A 23,286-nucleotide genomic window follows, 5' to 3' on the forward strand; every position below is an offset into this window, starting at 1 on the left:
GTCAGACGCGCACCGCCCGTTCGTCGACGGGCGCCAATACGTCGATGACGTCGATCAACGTGGCCCTGGCGCTGGCCCGGGGCCCCTCCCCTTCGTCGACCAACGATGCAACCACAGCTCCGTCGACGGCGCACACCAGGGCGGTGACCAGTTCGGCCCGCACCGAGCGGCCCGAGCGTTCCACCACCTCGACGACGGCGTCGGTCCGCTGCTGCAGGATGCGCCGTTGGATGTCACGCAGTCCGGGCTGCCGGGCACAGGCGATGTAGCGCTCGTAGCGCGAGATCAGGTCCTCGGCGCCACGACGTTCCGGAGACTCCCCGAGCAACAAATCCACGAGGACGTCGGCGGTCGATTCGGCACCGCGACGCCGCCGCGAGAGCGCAGCCACACCGGCACTGAGATGTTCGGTTTCCTGGGTGCCGATGTACTCGACAGCCTTCGCGATGAGGTCGTCCAGTGAAGAAAAGTAGTACGTCGTCGAAGCCAGCGGGAGGCCGGCGCGGCGGGCCACGGCGCGGTGCCGGACGGCGTCGAAGCCGCCCTCACAGAGCAATTCAGCGGCCGCCCTGACGAGGGCGTACCGCCGACGCTCCCCTTTAGGGGTGACCGCTGCCGTCACCTTTAGCATCGTGCCAGTCGGACCCTCTCCACATGGGGCTTTCGGTCAATCATCAGCCTTTACTCAGGTTTTGCTGGCGCGTCGGCCACCCCGCGAGAATGCCACTGACCGATGCCTTTGTCGGGCGATGGCAAGATGGCCCGCATGCCCAACTTGAGTCGTCGCGCAGTCTTGCGCCTCGGCGTCGGTGCAGCCGCCGGCGCCGCCGGCGCCCTGGCCCTCGCCTCCGCCCCGGGATCGGTGGCCAGCCCTGTCGCAGCCCCCACGATGACGAGCGGTTCGTTCACCTCGGCCGCACGCGGTGGGACGAACACGAGCTGGGCGATCGCGCGCCCGCCCGGCCAGACCGGCAAACTCCGTCCGGTGATCGCCCTGCACGGCAAAGGCCAGGACGCGGCCGGTGTGATGGCCGGCGGAGTCGAGCAGGGCCTGGCCGAGGCCGTGGCCGCGGGATTGCCGCCGTTCGCGGTGGTCGCCGTCGACGGTGGTGGAAGTTACTGGCACAAGCGCGCATCCGGTGAGGACTCGGGCGCCATGGTGCTCGACGAACTCATGCCGCTGCTCGGCGATCAGGGTCTGGACACCTCACGGGTGGGGTTCCTGGGCTGGTCGATGGGCGGCTACGGTGCACTGCTGCTGGGTTCGCGGCTGGGGCCGGCACGTACCGCCGCGATCTGTGCCGTCAGCCCCGCGCTGTGGACGTCGTCGGGCGCCGCAGCGCCCGGGGCTTTCGACAGCGCAGCGGACTACGCCGCCAACACTGTGTGGGGCCAGCCCGCGCTGGGATCGATTCCGATCCGGATCGATTGCGGCAACAGCGATCCGTTCTATTCGGCAACCAAGCAGTTCATCTCCGAACTGCCCAATCCGCCGGCCGGTGGGTTCTCCCCCGGTGGACACGATGGCAGCTTCTGGAGTTCGCAGCTGCCCGCCGAGATCTCCTGGATGGCACCGCTACTGGTCGCCTGATTCCTGGACGCTGATCCGCCCTTCGGCGGCGGCCAGACCGATATCGCTGCGGAAGTGGCTGCCCGGCAACCGAATCGACTTGGCGAGCGCGTAGGCCGCATCGCGCGCGGCGGGCAGATCTGCTCCCGTGCCGACCACCGAGAGCACCCGGCCGCCCGAGGAAACCACCGCGCCGTCCTCGCGGCGCGCGGTACCGGCATGCAGCACGCCGTCGGCTTCCGATCCCTGGATGACGTCGCCGACGCGCGGCCGGCCCGGATAGTTCTCGGCCGCCACCACGATGGTCACGGCGTAGCCGTCGCGCCACTGCAGGTCACCAAAGGAGGCGAGCTCCCCGGTGGCCGCAGCGTTAAGCAGCTGCGCCAACGGCGAATCCAGCAGAGCCAGAACCGATTGCGTCTCCGGATCGCCGAAGCGGCAGTTGAATTCCACCACCGAAGGACCGGTCGAGGTGATCGCCAGGCCGGCGTAGAGCAGGCCCGAGAACGAGCTGCCCCGGGCAACCAGTTCTGCCGCAACGGGTTTGACGACGTCGTCGACGATCTGCGCTTTGACCGAGTCCGAAAGCCACGGCAGCGGTGCATAGGCGCCCATGCCACCGGTGTTGGGCCCGGTGTCGCCGTCGCCGACGCGTTTGAAGTCCTGCGCGGGCAGCAACGGCACGACGGTGGCGCCGTCGACCACACAGAACAGTGACACCTCGGGCCCATCCAGGAACGATTCCAGCAGCACCGGGTGTCCGGAGTCGAGCAGGCTGGCGGCATGCGCCCGGGCGGCATCGCGATCGGCGCTGACCACCACTCCCTTGCCGGCGGCCAGTCCGTCGTCCTTGACCACCCAGGCGGCCTGGCCGGCGGGGGGCCCGAAGCGGTCGAGCGCGGCGTCCAGGTGGGCCGGGTTGTCGACGATCTCGCTGGTCGCGGTCCGCACCCCGGCGGCGGCCATGACGTCCTTGGCGAACGCCTTGGAGCCCTCGATGCGGGCGGCGTCCTTGCTCGCGCCGAAGCAGGCGATACCGGCGGCCCGTACGGCGTCGGCCACGCCGAGCACCAACGGAACCTCGGGTCCGATCACCACCAGGTCGCTGCCGAGGCGCTGGGCCAGCTTCACGACGGCCTCACCAGAGGTGATGTCGACGTCGTACTGGTCGGTAATGGACTGGGTTCCGGCGTTGCCGGGGGCCACCGCCAACTCCTCCACCTGCGGGTCGCGGCGCAGGGCCAGCAGCAGGGCGTGTTCACGGGCTCCGGATCCGATAACGAGGACGCGCACGGTCGTAGCGTAGCGGGAAACCTACGGGCATACACTTGACGCCACGGTGTATGGTCGAATGCAGGAATGTGCCCGCCGTCACACAAGGAGATGACCCCGGCATGACAACGATGAGCGCCTGCCCGTTCGGCGCCGGCTATGACTTCACCGACCCCGACGTCCTGCTCCGCGGAATCCCCGTCGAGGAGTTCGCCCAACTGCGCCAGACCGCCCCGGTGTGGTGGAACGAGCAGGGCGAATCGATCTTCAACGACGGCGGCTACTGGGTGATCACCCGCCACGAGGACATCAAGACCATCTCCCGCAACGGCGGTGACCTGTGGTCCACCAACGCCAAGGGCGCCGTCATGCGGCTGCCCGAGGGGGTCACCAGCGAGCAGCTTGATCTGACCAAGGCGCTGCTGATCAATCACGACGCTCCCGAGCACACCCGGCTGCGCAAGATCGTGTCCCGCCTGTTCACCCCGCGGTCCGTCGCCGCACTGGAGGAGAAGCTCGCCGTCTCCGCACGCGAGATCGTCGCCGCGGCTGCGGACAAGGGCAGCGGGAATTTCGTCGACGACGTCGCAATGAGCCTTCCGCTGCAGGCCATCGCCGACCTGATCGGTGTACCCGAGGCGGACCGGGAGAAGTTGTTCCACTGGAGCAACGCGATCATGAACACCGACGACCCGGACTTCGACGCCGACCCGACGATGGCCAATGCCGAACTGATGGGCTACGCCTACAACATGGCTGAGGAGCGACGGAAGTGCCCGGCCGACGACATCGTGACGCGCCTCATCCAGGCCGATATCGACGGCGAGGCGATCACCGAGGTGGAGTTCGCTTTCTTCGTGATCCTGCTCGCCGTGGCCGGCAACGAGACCACCCGCAACGCCATGACGCATGGCATGAACGCCTTCCTCGAGAACCCCGACCAGTGGGAGCTTTTCAAGCGGGAACGCCCCGAGACCGCGGTCGACGAGATCATCCGCTGGGCCACGCCGGTGCATTGTTTCCAGCGGACCGCCCTGTCCGACGTCCAGGTGGGCGACGTCACCGTCAAGGCCGGGCAACGCGTCGGCCTGTTCTACAGCTCGGCCAACTATGACGAATCGGTCTTCGACAAGCCCTTCGATTTCAACATCCTGCGCAACCCCAATCCGCACCTGGCCTTCGGCGGCAACGGCGCGCATTTCTGCATCGGTGCCAACCTGGCGCGGATGGAGATCAAGCTGATTTTCAACGAGCTCGCCGATCAGATTCCGGACATCGCCAAACTGGGTGAGCCCCAACGTCTCCGGTCGGGATGGATCAACGGCGTCAAGGATCTGCCGGTCTCCTACCGCAGGTGATCAGCTGTCTGTTCTAGGATTCGCCCATGCGTACGCACGGGTGGTCCGGCTCGGCGCCGGCCAGCGACGAGGAGGCGATTGCCCGCATCCTCGTCGCTGCGGGCAACGCCATCGATGAGCGGGGCGCAGACTTCTCCATCGCCGACGTGGCGCGCACCCTCGGTGTCACCCGCCAGACCGTGTACCGCTATTTCCCCAGCACCGATGCCTTGCTGGTGGCATCGGCCGTGCAAGCGGCCAGCGCTTTCCAGGACCGGGTGGCCGCCCACGTCAAGGGCACGACCGATCCGGCGGAGGCCGTCACCGAGGCCATCGCCGTCGCCCTGGAGTGGCTGCCCGAGGACAAGCACATCGGTTTGCTCGTGGCTCCCGGACACGCGACCGCGCACACCGAAGGGGTGACCTCGGATGTGGCGGTCGACTTTGCCCGGACGATGATGCGCATGCTCGACGTCGACTGGGCCGCGATCGGCTACACCGACGCGGATCTCGATGAGCTCGCTGAGCACCTCCTGCGGATCATCCAGTCGTTCGTCATCGACCCTGGGCGTCCTCCGCGCACCGGCGAGGCGCTACGCAGCTACCTGCGCCGGTGGGTCGGCTCGGCCGTCGTGGCCGGGAAATTGGCGTCCGAAGGGCCGGTCTCCGGACGTTAGACGGGCTGGCACGTCAACGTCGTTCAAAGTGCTGGTAGTCGACCGGGTCATTCCAGTGCCCGCCCCAGCGCCAGCCACGCTCGGCGAAGGTCCGCACCACCACGTCTCCGTCGTGGATCATCCCCGGATCGGTGCGGGTGCGGTCCAGATAAGCCCGCGCGGTAACCGGCTGAAGGTCGCCAGAGGCTGAGATATACGGGTTGACCAGCGGGTGATGTCGACCGCACGACCGTAGGCATGCAACGACCATGCTCCACTCTGCAGCGGCCGGCAGTTGAACGCCGAGGTGTTGTCGTCCTCCATGGACAGCTCGTCGTCGGCGCGCGGATAGTGGTCCACCGTGCGCAACTTCTCGATCGGAAATCGCGCCGAATACAGATCCCCGAAAATCTCGATCACGTCGCTCACCACATCACGGTGCACCACCAACTCACCCCGGTGGGATCGACCGTCAAAACCGATATACGACAAGGTGATTCGGCGAATGTCGGCCGGCGGCACCGGGCATCCCGGCCGCCAACTGGCGCCCAACGCGGCCTCGTCGACGGGCTGAACCCGGGCGGGTTGCTCCGGCTCCACGCTGGGCCGCGGATTCTGCGGCGAGGCAGAGATGCTCTCGGGTGCCCGCACCGGTTCGGGCGCGCCACCGGCGCACGCCGCCGTGCACCCGGTGAACACTGCCACCACCAGGGCACATACGCGGACGGTTGCGATGCCCACCCCGCGACTCTAGATCGCCGAGATGGCCATCCATATGGTCTCAGAGACGGGAAATCGGCCCCTGAGCGGACGTTTGCCGCAACTTTGATTGATGCCTCGACCGCAGTGGGCAGAGCCTTGGAACGGGCGAAATCCTGACGCTGCGCGTCACACCACGGTCAGCGGCAACGACTTCCTCGGCTCGAACACGAACTCGGCCCCGCCACTGAATTTGACCACTGCGACCTCACCGAATTCCTTTGCCGCGGTCTCGGTTTCGATCACCCGGGCGGTCCACTCGACATCCGACCCGATCACCTCGACGGCAAGGTGCGGGTCGACAGCGGCGACGATCGCCAGCAGGGGCCGGATCTCGGCGGGCGAAACCAGCGCCACCCAAGAACCATCCTCGTGTGCCGGCGACCGACGCACGGACACCGTGTCGGGACCGAACTCGGCGTCGACGTAGGCGGCCGGGTTGAACAACGGGTGCAGTTCCAGCACGCGCACCGCACCCTCGATGCCGCCGGGCAGGCCCAGAGCTCGGTGGATGCGCTCGGCACCGACACCCGCCACCCCGATGAGCTGCTTGGCGCAGATATCGGTGGCCAACGCGGTGTCGGCACCAGCGCGTGCCCCCACCGCGAGGATGAACGACAGGTTCAGCAGGTGCATCTGCAGGCACACCTCGTCGGCCATCCGGACCAGTGCGGAATGCGAGAACGCCGCGAAATCGAAATCCGACAGCAGTGGGCCCGAGTAGTCGGCCGCACCCTCATCGGAAGGGTCGATCGGATCCAGAACCGTTTGGGCTGCGCGAGTCCGGCCGATCACCTCGAGCGCGGGGATGTCGTCGACCTCGGGGTAGGACTCGTCGATGATGACCGTCCAGGCGCAGTGTGGCTGCCGGTCGGCAGGTGTCCGGGGCGGCCGGTGAATCGGACGCACCTGGCACTTGCGGTTGGTGGCCAGCGCGGTGGCATCGAAGGTCGGGTCCTCGATGTCGTGACACATGCCGCGCACGTATTCCTCGCCCATCGGCTCGACGTCGAGCAGCGCGCCGCAGTGGTCGAGGTGGAACTCGCCGTGCCAGCGATCATGGACCGTGTAGCGGAAATCCATGAACTGCGGAGGAGCGCCGATGTCGAGTTGCAGCCCCTTGAAGATGGTGATGATGTCGACGCCCTCGTACTTGAGCGCCTTCTGCATCCGCCTGGTGTAGATCGGGCTGGACCCGGCCCACTCCTCGATCGCGATCTGCAGCATCTCTTCGCGCCCGAAATTGCTGATGCACCAGGCCATCCCGGAGCGGTCGATCATCTGCCCCATGAGCAGGAGCTCGGGGACCAGCTTGACCAGCTCGTCGTGCGTCAGCGACGCATACCTACTTGTCATCGAGCTCGCTCCCGGTGTTCATCTTGACGGCGGCGTTGACGTTCGCCTTCCGATCCTCGGCCAGCCCCTTCTCGGCGGCCTTGCGGCGCTTGGCCACCACCTTGGACACGGTTCCGTTGAGACCGGAGCCGAGCGGGAAGCCGAGGTACTGAGTGAGGAAGATGGCGATGTCCTTGAGCTCTTCCTCGGTGAACTCACCGTTGAGCAACGCGGCATTGACCTGGATCTCGGCGAGGTCCTGCGAGCCGACGGCGGTCACAGCGGACAACGTCATCAGCCGCTTCTCGCGCATCGACAGTCCCGGCTTGCTCCAGATGGTGCCGAACAGGTGGTCGACGGTGAGATCGAAGTACGGATCTCCCTCGATGTTCGGCATCTCCCAGCCGTAGACCTCGTTCATCTTGGCCAGGCCCTTGGCGCGCAACTCGTCCATCGAAGTTCTCCTAGTCGTTCTCGTGCGGTACGCCGAGGCCCTCAGCGAGCCGCTGCAGGGCCACCTGGGCCAACGGAAGGTCTACTCCCACAACCTCACCCAACCCGAGAGCCAGGCTCAGGTCCTTCTCCCCCAGTCCGCGGGTGTGGGTGAAGGCGTCGTAGAGCCAATGATCCGGGGTCAGCTCGGTCATGTTCTCGCGGACGATGATGGCGCCGGGCCCACTGGTCAACGCATCGGTGTGGCGCACCACGCGGCCCAGCGCGCCCAGGTCCAGCCCGGCCGCCTCGGCCAACTTCATGGCCTCGCACGCGGCGGCGTAGGAGGTGAAGGTCAGCATGTTGCGGGCCAGCTTCATCCGGGTACCGGCACCGGGCTCGCCGGCATGGATCACCATCGAGCCGAACTGCTTGAGTGCCGGCTTGATCCGCTCGTAGACAGGCCGTTCGGCGCCGACCATGATGGCCAGCTCACCCTTCTCGGCGGCGGCGCCGCCACCACTGACCGGGGCATCCACGATGTGGATACCCTGCGGCTTGTACTGGTCGGCAAGTTCAGCGGCGGTGGTATCGCTGATCGTCGAGTGGATGACGATCACCGTCTCCGGCTTGACCTTTGCCGCCAATTCGGCAATCACGGAACGCACCTGCTCGTCGTTGAGCACCGTGATGCTGATGATGTCGGCCTCGGCGATGTCGGCGACGTCGCCCGCCAACGTGGCCCCGAGTTCCTCGAACGGCGCCATCGCGTCGGCCCGCACGTCGTACACGATGAACCCGCCGGGCCATGCGGCCAGCCGCTTGGCCATCGGGGCACCCATGTTGCCCAGGCCGATGTAGCCGTATTTCACTGTGCTGGTCGGCTCCTCGCGCCCGCGCTCGTCGGTGCTCATGACCGGATGATCTGTCCGCCGTCGACATTGAAGATCTGGCCGGTGATCCACTTGGCCTGATCGCTCAGCAGGAACAGGCACATGCCGACCAGGTCCTCCGGCTGGCCCATGCGGGACAACGGGATTCCCTTGACGATGTCGTCCACCATCTCCTTGGGCGTGGTGGTGCGGTTCGCCTCGGTGTCGATCGGTCCGGGTGCGATGGCGTTGATCCGGATGTTCTGTCCGCCGAGCTCTCGGGAGAGCTGCTGGGTCAGACCGTTGATGCCGACCTTGGCCAGGCCGTAGTAGTTGGCGTACAGCCAGGCCGCGGTCGAGGACTGGTTGACGATCGCGCCGCCGCCCCGCTTGGCCATCTTCCGGTACACCGCGCGGGTACACACCAGCGCGCCGTCGAGGTTCACGCTCATGAACTTCTTGTAGTAGTCCCAGTCGACGGTGAGCAGGAAGTCGAGTTTCATCCCGCCGAAGATCGCGGCGTTGTTGACCAGGTAGTCGATGCCGCCGAACTCCGAAAGCGTCTGCGCGGCCATGTCCTTGGCCGAGTCGATGTCGGAGACGTCGACCCGTACCGCCAGGGCGTTGCCGCCCTCACCCTTGATGCCGTCGGCGACCTTCTGCGCACCTTCGGTGTTGATGTCGGCGACCACGACCGCCGCGCCCTCACGTGCCAGCGCCTCGGCATACGCCTGCCCGATTCCGCCACCGGCCCCGGTGACGATCGCAACCTTGTCTGTGAACTGTCCCATGTCTGTTCCTTTCCCGCCGAATGGCCAGTTAGTGCACGGCTCTCACGAGTTTGCGTGTCATAACTGGCCGCTCGGCACCCGTTCTAATTGGCGAGCGTCGCGACGCATTTGATTTCGGTGTATTCCTCGAAGCCGGCCAGGCCCATCTCGCGGCCGACGCCGGACTGCTTGTAGCCGCCGAACGGTGCGTCGGCCGAGTACCAGATGCCGCCGTTGACGTTGACGGTGCCGACGCGCATCCGGGCGGCCACCGCCTGGGCGCGGGCGTCGTCACCGGAGAACACCGTGCCGGACAGGCCGTACGGCGAGTCGTTGGCGATGCGCACGGCGTCGTCGTCGCCGTCGTGGGCGATCACCGTCAGCACCGGCCCGAAGATCTCCTCGCGGGCCACCCGGGCGGTGTTGTCCAGACCGGCGATCACGGTCGGCTCGATGAAGAAGCCGGTGTCCAGGTCCGCGGGACGTCCACCACCGCAAGCGAACCGGCCGCCTTCCTGCAGAGCCAGGTCCAGGTAGGACTGCACCCGATCGCGCTGGCGGGCCGAGATCAGCGGGCCGCACACGGTGCGCTTGCTGTTGGGGTCACCAGGTTTGATGCCGCCCAGGGTGGCGGCGGCAGCCTCGACGGCTTCGTCGTAACGGGCCCTCGGCACCACCAGGCGGGTGGTGATCGCGCAGCCCTGGCCGGCGTGCATGGCCACCGTGAAGGCGGCCATCGAGCAGGCCCCCGCCAGGTCGGCGTCGTCGAGCACCAGGAAGGCCGACTTGCCGCCCAGCTCGAGGAACACCTTCTTGAGTGTGAGTGCCGCATCGGTCATCACGGCGCGCCCGGTCGCGGTCGAGCCGGTGAACGAAACCATGTCCACCCGAGGATCTTTGGACAGCAGCGCGCCGACGGAGTGATCGTTCGAGGTGACGATGTTGATCACGCCGGGCGGGAAATCGGTCTGCTCGGCGATGATCTGGCCGACAGCCGCGGCTGCCCACGGGGTGTCGGGGGCCGGCTTGAGGATCAGGGTGTTACCCGCGGCCAGCGCCGGGCCGACCTTGGCCAGGTTGATCTGGTGCGGAAAGTTCCACGGGGTGATCGCGCCGACGACACCGACCGCCTCGCGAGCGATCTTGCGGTTGGTCGGGATGCCCTGCGGGGTGGCGTAGCCGAGATCGGTTTTCCACTCGTAGTTCTCGGCAGTGTCGGCCGAGTAGGCCAGATCGTCGATCGGGCCTTCCAGCTGCGCGCCGGCGGTGAGCATGCGGGGTGCGCCCACCTCGGCAATGGTCAGTTCCCGCAGTTCCTCGATGTTTTCGCGCAGCGCGTCACGCAACTGCCGCAGACAGCGCACCCGGAGCGCGGTGTTCGTCGACCAGTCTGTGTCATCGAACGCACGGCGAGCCGCTTCGATGGCGTTGCCCATGTCCTCGGCGTCGGCGTCGGCGGCAACGCCGAGCACCTCCTCGGTAGCGGGGTTGACGGTCTCGAACACTCCGCCGCGTCCAGCGACGAGCTTGCCGTCGATCAGCAGTTGACTCTGGCGATCGGCCAGTACCGGCATTGGTGAACTCCACTTCAGAAGATTCTGGACAACTGTCCGGCTGTCTCGTCTCGAACGATAGCCGCAGACAATGTCAAGCCGCAAGAGCGGCCCCCAACCGCCCCGCGAATAGCGAAAAATACGCAGTTCATCAGCCCCTTTCAGGATACGCACTTGCCCAACCGCGACATCGTCCGATAACTTGGACATGTGTCCAGCGATGCGGTGTCCGCAGTCACAGAGCCAGCTCCCGAGCCAGACAAGGAGTCCCCGCGCAACCGCCGGCAGGAGGAGACCTTCCGCAAGGTCCTGACCGCCGGGACCGAGATGTTGCGCGAGTCCTCCTACGCCGATCTGACCGTGCGCGCAGTCGCGGCACGCGCCGGGGTAGCGCCGGCCACGGCCTACACATACTTCTCGTCGAAGAATCATCTGATCGCCGAGATGTACCTGGATCTGGTCAGCCAGTGCCCGTACTTCACGGACGTGAACGACTCCATGACCACGCGCGTCGACAAGGCGCTCCGGGCACTGACGCTGGTCGTCGCCGACGAGCCCGAGGTGGCAGCTGCCTGCACCACGGCCCTGCTGGGCGGCGGCACCGATCCGGCGGTGCGCAAGGTGCGCGACCGTATCGGCGCCGAGATCCACAAGCGCATCCGGTCAGCCGTCGGGCCCGATGCCGATTCGCGGATCGTCTCCGCCCTCGAGATGACGTTCTTCGGCGCGCTGGTCAACGCCGGCAGCGGCGCCTTCACCTACCACCAGATCGCCGATCGGCTGACCTATGTCGTCGGCCTCGTCCTCGGAGAGGACAAATGAGCATGAGCCTGGGAGAGCACTGATGAGCTTGGACATAGTCAAACCGATCCTCGACCCGTACGACTACGAATTCCACGAGGATCCGTACCCCTACTACCGCCGACTGCGCGACGAGGCACCGCTGTATCACAACGAGGAGCTCAAGTTCTGGGCGTTGTCGCGGCACAAGGACGTGGTCGCCGGCTTCCGCAACAGCGTCACGCTGTCCAACAAGCACGGCGTGTCCCTGGATCCGATCTCCCGCAATGACGAAGCCCACCGGGTGATGTCGTTCCTCGCCCTCGACGATCCCGGTCACCTCCGGCTGCGCACCCTGGTCTCGAAGGGATTCACCCCGCGGCGTATCCGCGAACTGGAGGGCCGGGTCACGGAGATCGCCCACCAGCACCTGGATACGGCTCTAGAGATCGGAACGTCCGGCTCCATCGATTTCGTAGACGATTTCGCAGGCAAGCTGCCCATGGACGTCATCTCCGAACTGATGGGCGTGCCGGACGAGGACCGGGTTCGCATCCGGGCGCTTGCCGACGGTGTCATGCACCGTGAGGACGGTGTCGCCGATGTCCCCGAATCCGCGATCGCCGCCTCCGGGGAACTGTTGGTCTACTACGCCGACATGGTGAAGCAGCGCCGCAAGAACCGCACCGACGACTTGACGTCGGCACTGGTGGAGGCCGAGATCGACGGAGACCGGCTCACCGACGACGAGATCATGGCCTTCCTGTTCCTCATGGTGGTGGCGGGTAACGAGACGACCACCAAACTTCTTGCCAACGCCGCGTACTGGGGCTTCAAGAATCCGGACCAGCTGGCCCCGGTGTTCGACGACCACGCCCTGGTCGTGCCGTGGGTCGAGGAGACCCTGCGCTATGACGCCTCCAGCCAGATCCTGGCGCGGCTGGTCACCGAGGACCAGACGTACTACGACACCACGGTGCCCGCCGGCGATGTGCTGGTGCTGCTGATCGGCTCGGCGAACCGAGACGAGCGCGCCTTCGAGAACCCCGACGAATACCGGATCGATCGCGAGATCGGCCCGAAACTGGTGAGTTTCGGCAGTGGAGCCCATTTCTGCCTCGGCGCGCACCTGGCGCGCATGGAGGCGCGGGTGGCACTGACCGAGTTGTTCAAGCGAATCCGCGGATACGAGGTGGACGAGGCCAACGCTGTCCGTGTCCACTCCAGTTCCGTACGAGGATTCGCTCACCTGCCCATTGCGGTGTCCCACCGCTGAAGCCCATCACAGTAAAGGCACGCTAAATGGCACGTTTCGAACCCCATCCCGACCGCCGACCGGCCATCGTGGCTGGCGCGTCGTCCGGCATCGGCGCCGCCACGGCGACCGAGCTTGCCGCGCACGGCTTCCCGGTCGCCCTCGGCGCTCGCCGCGTCGAGAAATGCCAGGAGCTCGTCGAGCAGATCACCGCCGATGGCGGCGAGGCAATCGCGCTGCCGCTCGACGTCACCGACGCCGAGTCGGTGAAGTCGTTCGTGCACGGCGCCACCGAGGCGCTCGGCGACATCGAGCTACTGGTGGCAGGTGCCGGTGACACCTTCTTCGGCCAGCTCCACGAGATCAGCACCGACGAGTTCGAGAACCAGATCCAGATTCACCTCATCGGCGCCAATCGCCTTGCCACCGCTGTGCTTCCGGGCATGGTCGAGCGGCGGCGCGGCGACATCATCTTCGTCGGCTCTGACGTGTCCCTGCGGCCGCGTCCGTACATGGGCGGCTATGGCGCAGCCAAGGCCGGCCTGCTGGGCATGGCCAAGACCCTGCAGATGGAACTGGAGGGCACCGGCGTGCGCGCCTCCGTGGTCCATCCCGGGCCCACCAAGACCGCCATGGGCTGGAGTGCGCCCATGGACAAGGTCGGCGAAATGCTCGAGGACTGGGCCAAGTGGGGCCAGGCCCGGCACGACTACTTCCTGCGCGCGGCAGACCTCGCGCGGGCCATCACCTTCGTCGCGGAAACCCCCCGCGGCGGCTTCATCGCCGAACTGGAGATTCAGCCCGAAGCTCCGCTCGCCGATGTCAAGGACCGCCAGAAGCTGAGAGTGGAAGGCTGACAAGAACATGACGAGCTCAGAACTCAAGGAAGTACAGCGCGTCTCGGGCGGTGAAGCAGACGAACACGGCCACCTGGAAGAATTTCGCACCGACCCGATCGGCCTGATGCAGCGCATCCGGGACGAATGCGGTGACGTCGGTTGGTTCCAGCTGGCCGACAAGCAGGTGGTGCTGCTGAGCGGTGCGGAGGCCAACGAGTTCTTCTTCCGCTCCAGCGACAGCGAACTGAACCAGGCCGAGGCCTACCCGTTCATGACGCCGATCTTCGGTGAGGGCGTGGTGTTCGACGCCGATCCCGAGCGCCGCGCCGAGATGCTGCACAACACCGCGCTGCGCGGTGAGCAGATGAAGGGCCACGCGGCCACCATCGAGAACGAGGTCAAGAAGATCATCGCCGATTGGGGCGACGAGGGCGAGATCGAACTGCTCGACTTCTTCTCCGAGCTGACGATCTACACCTCGACGGCGTGCCTGATCGGGCTGAAGTTCCGCGAGCAGCTCGATCGCCGGTTCGCCGAGTACTACCACCAGTTGGAGCGGGGCACCGACCCGCTCTGCTACGTCGATCCCTACCTGGACATCGAGAGCTTCCGCATCCGCGATGAGTCGCGCGTCAAACTCGTAGCGCTGGTGCAGGAGATCATGGACGGTCGCATCGCCAATCCGCCGAAGGGCAAGGAGGATCGCGACCTGCTCGACGTTCTGGTGTCGATCAAGGACGACGAGGGCAACCCCCGGTTCACAGCCAACGAGGTCACCGGGATGTTCATCTCCCTGATGTTCGCCGGGCACCACACCAGTTCGGGCACGTCCTCGTGGACGCTCATCGAACTGCTGCGCAACCCCGAGGTGTACGCACAGGTGCAGCAGGAGCTCGACGACCTCTACGCCGACGGCCAGGAGGTGAGTTTCCATGCGCTGCGGCAGATTCCGAAGCTGGACAACTCGCTCAAGGAGACCCTGCGCCTGCATCCGCCGCTGATCATCCTGATGCGCGTGGCTCAGGACGAGTTCGAGGTGGCGGGCCATCCGATCCACAAGGGCCAGATGGTGGCAGCCTCCCCGGCAATCTCCAACCGGATCCCGGAGGACTTCCCCGAGCCCGACACTTTCGACCCTGCCCGCTATGAGAAGCCGCGTCAGGAAGATTTGATCAACCGGTGGACCTGGATCCCCTTCGGCGCCGGTAAACACCGTTGCGTGGGTGCGGCGTTCGCGCAGATGCAGATCAAGGCGATCTTCTCGGTTCTGTTGCGCGAGTATGAGTTCGAGATGGCCCAGCCGGCCGAGAGCTACCAGAACGACCACTCCAAGATGGTCGTGCAGCTGGCTCAGCCGGCCAAGGTTCGCTATCGGAAGCGGGTTTCCGGCGGGCATGAGCGCAGCGACCGGGGAATCGAGTAGGAGCGCACTCATGGGCTGCTACCGCGTTGAGGTCGACGAGGATCTGTGCCAGGGCCACGCCATGTGTGAGCTCGAAGCGCCGGACGTGTTCCGGGTGCCGAAACGCGGCGTCGTCGAGATCCTCGATCACGAACCATCCGACGAGCTCCGCGATGCCGTCGAGATGGCCGTCGAGATGTGTCCTACCCGAGCACTATCCATCACAAAGAAAGCGGAACAATGACTTCATCCTCCAAACGAGAAGCCCTCGAAACCTGGTCCGATCGCTGGCTCAAGGCCAACCAGGAGGCCGAGAAGGCCGGTGACTGGAAGCCGCTGGCCGACTTCTACACCGACGATGCAACCTACGGCTGGAACATCGGGCCCAAGGAAGACGTCATGTGCATCGGCAAGGACGAAATCCGGGACACCGCACTGGGCCTGGAGATGGAAGGCCTGGAGAACTGGGTCTACGAGTACCAGCGGGTGCTGATCGACGAGAAGCAGAACGAGATCGTCGGCTTCTGGAAGCAGATCGCCCACAAGTCCGACGGCAGCACCGCCGAGATCTACGGCATCGGCGGTAGCTGGTTCCGGCTCAACGATCAGCTGCTCATCGAGTGGCAGCGCGACTTCTTCGACTTCGGGCACGTGCAGAAGGCATTCATGAACCTGATCAGCTCCGGCGACCTCACCCCGACGATGCAGAAGCGCATCGAGCGCAGCCTCGCCGGCGAGAAATTGCCCGGCTACTACCCGCGCGGCGAAGCGCCGGTCAAGATCTGGTAGTTCCCGGCCAAGCAGTTGCTTGGGGGTGGGTGTGACCCACGCAACTAATGGCTCTAGTCTGTGGTCAACGGCTCTAGTGGAAGGCACACGCGATGAAGACCAAAGGCGCTCTCATCTGGGAGTTCAACCAACCTTGGACGATCGAGGAGATCGAGATCGGTGACCCCGTCAAGGACGAGGTCAAGATTCAGATGGAAGCCTCGGGCATGTGCCATTCCGATCACCACCTGGTGACCGGCGACATCCCGATGGCAGGTTTCCCGGTGCTCGGCGGCCACGAAGGCGCAGGCATCGTGACGGAGGTCGGCCCGGGCGTCGACCACATCCAGCCCGGTGATCACGTCGTGCTGTCGTTCATCCCGTCGTGTGGCGAGTGTCCGGCGTGCCAGGAGGGTCTGCGCAACCTGTGCGACCTGGGCGCGGGGCTGCTGGCCGGCACGGCGGTCTCCGACGGCACGCATCGCATCCACTCCGTCAAGAACGGTCAGCCCGTCATCCCGATGACCCTGCTGGGCACGTTCAGCCCGTACATGGTCGTGCACAAGAGCTCGGTCGTGAAGATCGATCCGTCCATCCCGTTCGAGGTGGCCTGCCTCGTGGGCTGCGGCGTCACCACCGGCTACGGCTCGGCGGTGCGCAGCGGTGACGTCCGCCCGGGTGACGACGTCGTCATCGTCGGCGTCGGCGGTGTCGGCACCGGTGCGCTGCAGGGCGCCCTGGCCGCCGGCGCACGCAACGTCTTCGCCGTCGACCCGGTCGAGTTCAAGCGCGACAACGCGCTGAAGTTCGGTGCCACCCACGCCTACCCGGACATCTTCTCCGCGATGGCCGGGGTCGCCGAGGTCACCCAGGGCCGGATGGCGCACAAGACGATCGTCACCGTCGGTGAGCTCAAGGGCGAGGACATCGACCACTACATGAACATCACCGCCAAGGGCGGCACGGTCGTGGCCACCGCGGTCGCCAACATGGCCAGCAACGACGTCAAGCTCAACCTGTCGATGCTGACCCTGCTGCAGAAGCGCTTGCAGGGCACCATCTTCGGTGGCGGCAACCCGCACCACGACATCCCGCAGCTGCTGAGCATGTACAAGGCCGGCCGGCTCAACCTGGACGACATGGTGACCCGCCAGTACAAGTTGGAGCAGATCAACGACGGCTACGCGGACATGCTCGAGGGCCGCAACATCCGCGGCGTCATCCGCTACACCGACGCCGACCGCTAAACCCCTTACCCGCGAAATGGCATTCCAGCAGACAAAGGTCGAGTAACCACCTGCTGGAATGCCATTTCGGCATATGGAGGAAGGAATTTCGTGACCGAGACAACCACTGAGACACCCGTCGTCGTCGCCTCGCGGTCGTCGTGGAGATGCGTGCAATCCGGTGACCGGGAGGGCTGGCTGGCCCTCATGGCCGATGACATCCTGGTCGAGGACCCGATCGGTGAGGCCGTCACCAACCCCGACGGCACCGGGGTGCGCGGCAAGGAAGCACTCGCCGCCTTCTACGACACCAACATCGGTCCCAACGAGCTGACCGTCACGTGCGAGGAGACGTTCCCGTCCAGCTCGCCGACCGAGATCGCCTACATCCTGGTGCTGCGCACCAAGTTTCCCAACGGGTTCACCGCCACGGTGCGAGGCGTCTTCACCTACAAGGTGAACGACGAAGGGCTGATCACGAACCTGCGCGGCTACTGGAATCTGGAAGCGATGCAGTTCGCAGAGGCGGACGGAAACTGACCACCGGATCGCTCGCCGGCCGCGGCGCGATCGTGGTCGGCGGCACCCGCGGCATCGGCCTGGCGGTCGCCGAGCTCCTGGCCGCCCAGGGTGCGGGTGTGGTGGTCAACGGCCGCGACCTGGGGGCTGCCTCAGCCGCGGCCGAATCCATTTCCGGTGTCGCCCATGCCGGTTCACCGGCCGACCCTGTGGTGGCCGACGCACTCGTCGACACCTGCGTATCCGAGTTCGGTCACGTCGACATCCTGATCAACTGCGCCGGCACCGCGGAGCCGGCGGGGTCCTCGATCTTGAACGTGACCAGCGCCGAGTTCCGGAGCCTGCTCGACGCACATCTGGGTACGGTGTTCGAGACCTGTCGCGCAGCGGCGCCCAAGATGGTGGCTCAAGGGGGTGGCGCCATCGTCAACACCAGTTCCTTTGCATTCCTGGGCGATTACGGCGGCAGCGGCTATCCGGCGGGCAAGGGCGCGGTGAACGGGCTGACCCTGGCGATTGCCGCCGAACTCAAGGAACACGGCGTGCGTGCCAACGTGGTGTGCCCGGGCGCCCGCACCCGGCTGTCCACCGGATCGGACTATGAACAGCACATCGCTGACCTCAACCGGCGCGGACTGCTCGACGACGTCAGCATGCAGGGCGCACTGGACGCCGCTTCGCCGGACTACGTCGCCCCCACGTACGCCTACCTGGTCAGCGACCAGGCCAAAGACGTGACGGGCCGCATCTTCATCGCCGCGGGTGGGTTCATCGGCGAATTCGCCCGGCCCTCAACCGGTTTCATCGGATACCGAGATCACCACAGTGCGCCGCCGTGGACCGTCGAGGAACTGCACGAGGCCATTTCCGGGACATAACCGGAGTTCAGGACGCGGTGGCCTCCACTATGCTTGGTCTCCATGGCGTCCGTCTTCACGAAGATCATCAACGGAGAACTGCCCGGACGATTCGTCTATGAAGACGATGAGATCGTCGCGTTCCTGACCATCGCCCCGATGACGCAGGGCCACACGCTGGTGGTTCCCCGCGCCGAGATCGACAACTGGCAGGACGTCGAACCCGCGGTGTTCGCCCGGGTGATGGAAGTGTCGCAGCTGATCGGCAAGGCCGTCTGCCGGGCATTCGGCGCACAGCGCTCCGGCGTGATCATCGCCGGTCTTGAGGTGCCGCACCTGCACGTGCACGTGTTCCCGGCCTACAACCTGGCCGACTTCGGTTTCGCCCACGTCGACAACAACCCGTCGGCCGAGTCGCTCGACGAGGCTCAGGCCAAGATCAAAGCCGCGCTGGCAGATCTGCAATCCTCGGCAGGCTGACGGTGAACCGGCAGCCCTGACCGGGCGCCGTGGTGACGTTCACCGTGCCGCCGTGCGCCAGCACCAGGGAATGCACGATCGACAGGCCCAGCCCGGTACCGCCGCTCGCGCGGGTGCGTGAGGTATCCGCTCGGTAGAACCGCTCGAAGACCCGTCGCGCGTCCTCCTGGCTCATGCCAGGGCCTTCGTCGCACACCTCGATCACCGCGTCGTCGCCGTCGGTGCCCACCCGCACCGTGATCCCGGCGGTTTCCGGTGTGTGCTGCACGGCGTTGGCGACCAGGTTGCTCAGCACCTGACGCAATCGGGCCTCGTCGCCCAGCACCTCGGGGGTCCCCGGACCGTCGAACACCTCCATCCGCACCCGACGGTTCGGGGCGATCGACTGGGTGTCGTGGACGGCATCGGTGGCCAGGGTCAACAGGTCGACCCGGTGCTGATCGAGCGGCCGTTGTGCATCGAGTCGGGCCAGTAGCAGGAGGTCCTCGACCAGCAGGCCCATCCGTCGGGATTCGCTCTCGATCCGGCCCATGATCATCTCGACGTCGCGCGCCGCGCCCTGGCGGTAGAGCTCGGCGAATCCGCGGATCGTGGTCAACGGGGTCCGCAGCTCGTGGCTGGCATCGGTGATGAAGCGGCGCATCCGTTCCTCGGAAGTCCGCGCCTGCTCGGCCGAGGCGTCCGAAGACGCCACCGCCCGCTGGATCTGCGCGAGCATGCCGTTCAGCGCCAACGACAGTCGTCCCACCTCGGTCCGCGGATCACGTTCGGGGACACGGCGATCCAGCTGTCCGGCCGCGATGGCCGCGGCTGTTTGTTCCACCTCCACGAGGGGACGCAGGCTGCGGTGCACGACGGCGTAGCCGACGACGCCGAGCACCACCAGGACGACCGTGCCGATGCCGACCTGCGACCAGATCAACGCCCGGACCGAAGACTGGACGTCGGACAGATCGATCGCGACGGTGGTGAGCTCGCCGTTCGGCCCCTGCACCGTCATGGCCCGCCACTGCACGTCGGAGGATCCGACGGACTCGACGGTCACCGGCACCGGACCGACATCGTTGTCATCGGGGAGCTCGGGCTCCGCCTCACGGTCGTTGACCGCGATCCAGGTCCTGCCGTCCTGGTCGACACCGCGCACATAGAAATTCGACGGCGGGCGGGCTGGGTTCGGCCCTTCCAGCGGCGTCGACGGCAGTTGGCGCGGCTCCTGGGCCCAACTTCCCGCGGCGTCAAGAAGCGTCTGGTCGATTCGGCTCACCTCGGTGTGCCGCATGATCGAGGTCACTGCGACGCCGGAGGCGAGCAGCCCACACGCCACCAGGACCAGCGCGACCGCCACCAGCCCGACCCGCAGCGGCACACCGTGCCGCTCTACCCGGTCAAACACTCCAGAATTATGCCGCCGCCGAACGAGGCGTCAGCGTGGCTCGCGCAAAACGTAACCGACGCCGCGCAGAGTGTGCAGCAGACGCTTGTCGCCCGTGTCGATCTTGCGGCGCAGGTAGGACACGTAGGACTCGACGACGTTGACGTCACCGCCGAAGTCGTAACGCCACACGTGGTCGAGGATCTTGGGCTTCGACAGCACCGTGCCCGCATTGATGATGAAGTAGCGCAACAGGGTGAACTCGGTGGGCGACAGCGAAACGGGTTCGCCAGCCTTCCAGACCTCGTGCGTGTCCTCGTCGAGTTCGATGTCGGCGAAGGACAGCTTGGCGCTGCGGGGCTCCTCGACGCCCCGGCCGGACCGGCGCAGGATCACCCGCAGCCGGGCCACCACCTCTTCGAGGCTGAACGGCTTGGTGACGTAGTCGTCGCCGCCCAGCGTCAGGCCGGCGATCTTGTCCTGCAGGCTGTCGCGCGCGGTGAGGAACAGTGCTGGGGCGTCGATGCCGTCGGCGCGGAGCCGGCGCAACAGCCCGAAGCCGTCCATGCCGGGCATCATCACGTCCAGGATCACGGCGTCGGGCCGGACTTCCCTGGCCTTGTCCAGCGCGGCGGCGCCGTTGGACGCGGTGTAGACCTCGAAACCCTGGAACTTCAGGCTGACAGACAGCAGCTCCACGATGTTGGCCTCGTCGTCGACGACGAGAACCCGGGCCTCCGGGACGCTCTCAGGTAATGCAGGCATGGCCATTCCCTGATGTTGGTAGTACCTGTTGAACTCAACCTGCATGCACGCTGTGCACTTCCTGTGAGTTTAACTGTGATCGGGGTAACTACACTGACGCCCATGAATCTCGGCAAGACGCTGATCCAGGTTGCTACCGCGCCGGTGCGAATCGGGCTGGCGGTGGCCGATGCCGGTCTCGGCATCGCCAACGAGACCCTCAACGCGGTGCAACGCAGCATCACCGAAGCAAATCCCCTCAACGGCAGGTCATCGATGGCCTCGCTGTTCGGCATCGACGATGCGGTGGAGCGGGCGAACCGCCTGGCGCGACTGCTGGACGATGACGCGCCACTCGGCCGGGCACTGGCGCCCGAAGGCCCGATCAACCGTTTGCTGCGACCAGGTGGGATCGTCGATCAACTGACCGCCGAGGGTGGCCTGATGGACCGGCTGACCGCAGACAACGGCGCCGTGGCCCGGGCTGTCGCCCCCGGCGGCCTGGTGGACCAGGTGACCATGGAGGGCGGTCTGCTGGACCGGTTGACCACCGCCGATGGCGCCGTGTCCCGGGTGATCGCACCCGGCGGGTTGGCCGATCAACTGCTCGCCAACGACGGACTGTTCGAGCGGGTGCTGCGTGAGGACGGGGTGGCCGACAAACTCCTCGCCGAGGGCGGCCTGCTCGACACCCTGACCGATCCCGACGGCCCGCTGCTCAAGCTCGCCGATGTGGCCGACACCCTCAACCGGCTGGCGCCCGGGCTCGAAGCCCTCGCGCCCACCATCGACGCTCTGCACGAAGCCGTCATCACACTGAGTCAGGTGGTGAACCCGTTGAGCAACATCGCCGACCGCATCCCACTGCCCCGCCGTTCGTCTCGGCGAAGCTCCCCGCGGCCGGTCAGTTCCCAGCGAGTTATCGACGCCGACGAGTGACCCGCTAAACTAGGCCGCGTTCGACCCGCCTCCTTAGCTCAGTGGTAGAGCAACGCCCTTGTAATGCGTAGGCCATCGGTTCAATCCCGATAGGAGGCTCCACGCATCGACTCGGTTGTCGGTGGTTGCAAGTAATTTCCCATCATGAGGCTCTGTCGCGGTTGCGGTACACCGCTGTCGAAGCGCAGCCAGAAGCTCTACTGCGGTAATGCGTGTCAAGCTGCGTCGCGACGAGGCGCCATGACGAAGCGCTGGCTCGAGTCAGGCGACGCCCGGGTCCGCGGCGAACAAGGCAACTACATCCGGCTTTACCTCATCGAGGCACAGTCGGGCTGTTGCGCCATCTGCGGCGCGGCCAGCGTGTGGCAGGCGCTACCCCTGACCTTGATCATGGATCACATCGACGGGAACCCGACCAACAACCGACGCGAAAACCTGAGACTGGTCTGCCCCAACTGCGACTCCCAGTTGCCGACATACAAGAGCCGCAACCGCGGTAACGGACGGCACAGCCGCCGGCAGCGCTACGCCAACGGGCAGTCGTTCTAGCGTTCACGTCTCGTCGGCGATGTTCTCGTGGCTCTCGTGCAGTCCCGGCCCCTCGGGATCCTCACCCCGACGGTCGAATTCGTCCTGCAGCTCCTCTTGCCCCTCAGTCACCTTACGGGCGTCTTTCGGTATCGGCCTGCCACCGTCACGTTGGTCCATAGCCTGGTGAGTCGCCCGCATCGACCACGGCTAAACACCTACACGCGGGTGGTGAGCTTCCGGAACGCCTGGTATTCGCTTTCCTTGTAGGGCCGTCCGTCGGGCTGCAGCAGATCGCTGAACCACACGTTCGGCACCTTGGTGTAGGGCTTGTCCCACGAATCCCACGGGAAGTAGGTCTGGGTTTTGCCGGCCACCAGACCCCAGCTATAGGCAGCGACGTTGTGCCGCTTGGCAACCGGAAGCACACCCTCAACGGTGCTGCCCTGGTCTCGGGCCAGGTATTCGGTGCACATGATCGGCCGGCCCAAGGGAGCGAGTTCGGCGATGCGAGCCTCGAATTCAGCAGGCCCGGCGTACGAGTGGAAGGAGATGATGTCGGAGTTGTCGAGTTGGAAGCTGTCCATCTCGCTTCGGCTTCCGCGGTCCCAGCTGCCCTGCCACACACCACTGGTCAACGGCTGCACGGCGTTGACCGAACGCGCCCAGGCGAACACCTGGGGCAGCAGTCCTCCGACCGCATCGATCTTGTCCTTGCGCTCGACCTTGCGATACTGCTTGGCGGGGTTGTCCGGCTCGTTCCACAGGTCCCAACCCAGGACCCGGTTGTCGTTGCGGAACTGACTCATCACGCCGACCACGTAGTCGCGCAGTACAGGGCGGTAACGGGGGTCGTCGATGCGTTGCGCACCGGGGCTCTGCACCCAGCCCGAGTTGTGCACGCCCGGCGTCGGTGCCCGCTGCGCGCCTAATGGGAACTGATCAGCGAGCCTACGACCGGTAGTGGTCTGATCGGGTGAAGCTGATTGCCGAGCCGCTGGTCGGTGAGCACTGTGTGCGC

Annotated in this window: 27 protein-coding genes and 1 tRNA gene; 16 read left to right on the forward strand and 12 right to left on the reverse strand. The window is 66.0% G+C overall.

Annotation, left to right across the window (positions count from 1 at the left end):
- Nucleotide 1: 1 nt before the first annotated feature.
- Nucleotides 2-631 carry a TetR/AcrR family transcriptional regulator gene (locus AC4ELS_RS05800; protein ID WP_499046313.1) on the reverse strand — a complete coding sequence of 210 codons (630 nt, stop codon included), beginning with the start codon at nucleotides 629-631 and terminating at the stop codon, nucleotides 2-4.
- Nucleotides 632-757: 126 nt separating this feature from the next.
- Between AC4ELS_RS05800 and AC4ELS_RS05805 the strand changes: the two genes are divergently transcribed.
- Nucleotides 758-1,591, forward strand: coding sequence for an alpha/beta hydrolase (locus AC4ELS_RS05805; protein WP_499046316.1), 834 nt, complete (start codon nucleotides 758-760; stop codon nucleotides 1,589-1,591).
- On the opposite strand, the gene purD is transcribed toward AC4ELS_RS05805, so the two are convergent.
- A complete protein-coding gene (purD, locus tag AC4ELS_RS05810; protein WP_499046319.1) occupies nucleotides 1,577-2,863 on the reverse strand; it encodes a phosphoribosylamine--glycine ligase in 1,287 nt (428 codons plus the stop codon). The two genes, AC4ELS_RS05805 and purD, sit on opposite strands and share 15 nt — an antisense overlap.
- Nucleotides 2,864-2,964: 101 nt before the next feature.
- Between purD and AC4ELS_RS05815 the strand changes: the two genes are divergently transcribed.
- Nucleotides 2,965-4,200, forward strand: a complete 1,236-nt coding sequence (locus AC4ELS_RS05815) for a cytochrome P450 (RefSeq protein WP_499046323.1) — start codon at nucleotides 2,965-2,967, stop codon at nucleotides 4,198-4,200.
- A 26-nt stretch (nucleotides 4,201-4,226) separates the two neighbouring features.
- The gene (locus tag AC4ELS_RS05820; protein WP_499046326.1) at nucleotides 4,227-4,856 is read left to right on the forward strand and encodes a TetR/AcrR family transcriptional regulator; all 630 of its coding nucleotides are present in this window, start codon (nucleotides 4,227-4,229) and stop codon (nucleotides 4,854-4,856) included.
- Between the two features lie 13 nt (nucleotides 4,857-4,869).
- Here AC4ELS_RS05820 and AC4ELS_RS05825 read toward each other — a convergent pair whose 3' ends face one another.
- The 7 genes from AC4ELS_RS05825 to AC4ELS_RS05855 all read right to left on the reverse strand — a co-directional run bounded on the left by AC4ELS_RS05825 (nucleotide 4,870) and on the right by AC4ELS_RS05855 (nucleotide 10,577).
- Complete coding sequence (locus AC4ELS_RS05825; protein ID WP_499046353.1) at nucleotides 4,870-5,064, reverse strand: M15 family metallopeptidase; 195 nt, start codon at nucleotides 5,062-5,064, stop codon at nucleotides 4,870-4,872.
- Nucleotides 4,974-5,576 (reverse strand): M15 family metallopeptidase, encoded by a 603-nt coding sequence (locus AC4ELS_RS05830; RefSeq protein WP_499046355.1) that lies wholly within the window; start codon nucleotides 5,574-5,576, stop codon nucleotides 4,974-4,976. Before AC4ELS_RS05830 ends, AC4ELS_RS05825 begins: the two co-directional genes overlap by 91 nt.
- A 147-nt stretch (nucleotides 5,577-5,723) precedes the next feature.
- A complete protein-coding gene (locus AC4ELS_RS05835) occupies nucleotides 5,724-6,950 on the reverse strand; it encodes a hypothetical protein (RefSeq protein WP_499046328.1) in 1,227 nt (408 codons plus the stop codon).
- A complete protein-coding gene (locus tag AC4ELS_RS05840) occupies nucleotides 6,940-7,383 on the reverse strand; it encodes a carboxymuconolactone decarboxylase family protein (RefSeq protein WP_064884702.1) in 444 nt (147 codons plus the stop codon). Before AC4ELS_RS05840 ends, AC4ELS_RS05835 begins: the two co-directional genes overlap by 11 nt.
- Nucleotides 7,384-7,393: 10 nt before the next feature.
- Entirely contained in the window at nucleotides 7,394-8,275 is an 882-nt protein-coding gene (locus AC4ELS_RS05845) for an NAD(P)-dependent oxidoreductase (protein WP_498888591.1), read from the reverse strand.
- Nucleotides 8,272-9,024: an SDR family oxidoreductase gene (locus tag AC4ELS_RS05850; RefSeq protein WP_003879855.1), complete on the reverse strand. Its 753-nt coding sequence runs from the start codon at nucleotides 9,022-9,024 to the stop codon at nucleotides 8,272-8,274. The genes AC4ELS_RS05845 and AC4ELS_RS05850 overlap by 4 nt, the downstream gene beginning before the upstream one ends.
- An 83-nt stretch (nucleotides 9,025-9,107) precedes the next feature.
- Nucleotides 9,108-10,577 (reverse strand): aldehyde dehydrogenase, encoded by a 1,470-nt coding sequence (locus AC4ELS_RS05855; RefSeq protein WP_498888588.1) that lies wholly within the window; start codon nucleotides 10,575-10,577, stop codon nucleotides 9,108-9,110.
- A 189-nt stretch (nucleotides 10,578-10,766) separates the two neighbouring features.
- On the opposite strand from AC4ELS_RS05855, the gene AC4ELS_RS05860 reads away from it, so the two are divergent.
- The 10 genes from AC4ELS_RS05860 to AC4ELS_RS05905 all read left to right on the forward strand — a co-directional run bounded on the left by AC4ELS_RS05860 (nucleotide 10,767) and on the right by AC4ELS_RS05905 (nucleotide 18,682).
- A complete protein-coding gene (locus tag AC4ELS_RS05860; RefSeq protein ID WP_064884692.1) occupies nucleotides 10,767-11,378 on the forward strand; it encodes a TetR family transcriptional regulator in 612 nt (203 codons plus the stop codon).
- 22 nt (nucleotides 11,379-11,400) lie between these two features.
- The gene (locus AC4ELS_RS05865) at nucleotides 11,401-12,612 is read left to right on the forward strand and encodes a cytochrome P450 (RefSeq protein ID WP_064884690.1); all 1,212 of its coding nucleotides are present in this window, start codon (nucleotides 11,401-11,403) and stop codon (nucleotides 12,610-12,612) included.
- A gap of 26 nt (nucleotides 12,613-12,638) precedes the next feature.
- Complete coding sequence (locus AC4ELS_RS05870) at nucleotides 12,639-13,448, forward strand: SDR family oxidoreductase (RefSeq protein WP_064958864.1); 810 nt, start codon at nucleotides 12,639-12,641, stop codon at nucleotides 13,446-13,448.
- A gap of 7 nt (nucleotides 13,449-13,455) precedes the next feature.
- Nucleotides 13,456-14,853 carry a lanosterol 14-alpha demethylase gene (cyp51, locus tag AC4ELS_RS05875; RefSeq protein ID WP_064884687.1) on the forward strand — a complete coding sequence of 466 codons (1,398 nt, stop codon included), beginning with the start codon at nucleotides 13,456-13,458 and terminating at the stop codon, nucleotides 14,851-14,853.
- A gap of 10 nt (nucleotides 14,854-14,863) precedes the next feature.
- Entirely contained in the window at nucleotides 14,864-15,076 is a 213-nt protein-coding gene (locus AC4ELS_RS05880; protein ID WP_448447557.1) for a ferredoxin, read from the forward strand.
- A complete protein-coding gene (locus AC4ELS_RS05885) occupies nucleotides 15,073-15,621 on the forward strand; it encodes a nuclear transport factor 2 family protein (protein WP_499046331.1) in 549 nt (182 codons plus the stop codon). Before AC4ELS_RS05880 ends, AC4ELS_RS05885 begins: the two co-directional genes overlap by 4 nt.
- A 92-nt stretch (nucleotides 15,622-15,713) precedes the next feature.
- Nucleotides 15,714-16,847: an NDMA-dependent alcohol dehydrogenase gene (locus AC4ELS_RS05890; RefSeq protein WP_044520554.1), complete on the forward strand. Its 1,134-nt coding sequence runs from the start codon at nucleotides 15,714-15,716 to the stop codon at nucleotides 16,845-16,847.
- A 90-nt stretch (nucleotides 16,848-16,937) separates the two neighbouring features.
- On the forward strand, nucleotides 16,938-17,366 hold the full coding sequence (locus AC4ELS_RS05895) for a nuclear transport factor 2 family protein (protein WP_498888583.1): 429 nt from the start codon (nucleotides 16,938-16,940) through the stop codon (nucleotides 17,364-17,366).
- Between the two features lie 29 nt (nucleotides 17,367-17,395).
- The gene (locus tag AC4ELS_RS05900) at nucleotides 17,396-18,223 is read left to right on the forward strand and encodes an SDR family NAD(P)-dependent oxidoreductase (protein ID WP_498889498.1); all 828 of its coding nucleotides are present in this window, start codon (nucleotides 17,396-17,398) and stop codon (nucleotides 18,221-18,223) included.
- Between the two features lie 42 nt (nucleotides 18,224-18,265).
- The gene (locus tag AC4ELS_RS05905) at nucleotides 18,266-18,682 is read left to right on the forward strand and encodes an HIT family protein (protein WP_064884678.1); all 417 of its coding nucleotides are present in this window, start codon (nucleotides 18,266-18,268) and stop codon (nucleotides 18,680-18,682) included.
- Here the strand turns inward: AC4ELS_RS05905 and AC4ELS_RS05910 are convergent.
- The gene (locus AC4ELS_RS05910) at nucleotides 18,642-20,075 is read right to left on the reverse strand and encodes a sensor histidine kinase (protein ID WP_498888581.1); all 1,434 of its coding nucleotides are present in this window, start codon (nucleotides 20,073-20,075) and stop codon (nucleotides 18,642-18,644) included. The two genes, AC4ELS_RS05905 and AC4ELS_RS05910, sit on opposite strands and share 41 nt — an antisense overlap.
- Nucleotides 20,076-20,105: 30 nt before the next feature.
- On the reverse strand, nucleotides 20,106-20,825 hold the full coding sequence (locus AC4ELS_RS05915) for a response regulator transcription factor (RefSeq protein ID WP_064884923.1): 720 nt from the start codon (nucleotides 20,823-20,825) through the stop codon (nucleotides 20,106-20,108).
- A gap of 96 nt (nucleotides 20,826-20,921) precedes the next feature.
- Here AC4ELS_RS05915 and AC4ELS_RS05920 point away from each other — a divergent pair, with 96 nt between their 5' ends.
- The 3 genes from AC4ELS_RS05920 (at nucleotide 20,922) to AC4ELS_RS05930 (ending at nucleotide 22,286) form a co-directional block, all read left to right on the forward strand.
- Nucleotides 20,922-21,737 carry a hypothetical protein gene (locus AC4ELS_RS05920; RefSeq protein WP_448447565.1) on the forward strand — a complete coding sequence of 272 codons (816 nt, stop codon included), beginning with the start codon at nucleotides 20,922-20,924 and terminating at the stop codon, nucleotides 21,735-21,737.
- 27 nt (nucleotides 21,738-21,764) lie between these two features.
- Nucleotides 21,765-21,839 (forward strand) — tRNA-Thr (locus AC4ELS_RS05925).
- A gap of 42 nt (nucleotides 21,840-21,881) precedes the next feature.
- Nucleotides 21,882-22,286 (forward strand): HNH endonuclease, encoded by a 405-nt coding sequence (locus AC4ELS_RS05930; RefSeq protein WP_448447567.1) that lies wholly within the window; start codon nucleotides 21,882-21,884, stop codon nucleotides 22,284-22,286.
- Nucleotides 22,287-22,483: 197 nt separating this feature from the next.
- On the opposite strand, the gene AC4ELS_RS05935 is transcribed toward AC4ELS_RS05930, so the two are convergent.
- The coding region (locus AC4ELS_RS05935) for a glycoside hydrolase 5 family protein (RefSeq protein ID WP_499046335.1) at nucleotides 22,484-23,286 on the reverse strand (803 nt) is incomplete at its 5' end.

The sequence above is a fragment of the Mycobacterium shunyiense genome, assembly GCF_058270035.1.